At 65.4% G+C, this 237-nt stretch carries 1 protein-coding gene; it reads left to right on the forward strand.

Annotated elements, in window-relative coordinates; translation table 11 throughout:
• On the forward strand, positions 1 to 237 hold a 237-nt coding region (locus tag J5M58_RS27685), incomplete at both ends, for an amino acid permease (RefSeq protein WP_207880737.1).

Here is a 237-nt window from a genome sequence, read left to right on the forward strand (position 1 = left end):
GAACCCGTCGCTGGCTTCGGTACTGGAGCATATCGTCGGGCCGTGGGGCGCCTTGCTGATCAGTATCGGCCTGGCGGTTTCGCTGCTTGGCGCGCTGCTGTCCTGGGTGCTGCTGTGCGCCGAGATCATGTTCGCCGCCGCCAAGGACCACACCATGCCGGAGTTCCTGCGCCGCGAGAACGCCAACCAGGTACCGGCCAACGCCCTGTGGCTGACCAACGCCATGGTGCAGATCTT

It is taken from the genome of Pseudomonas sp. 32_A (assembly GCF_017490905.1).
Lineage (GTDB): Bacteria > Pseudomonadota > Gammaproteobacteria > Pseudomonadales > Pseudomonadaceae > Aquipseudomonas > Aquipseudomonas inefficax.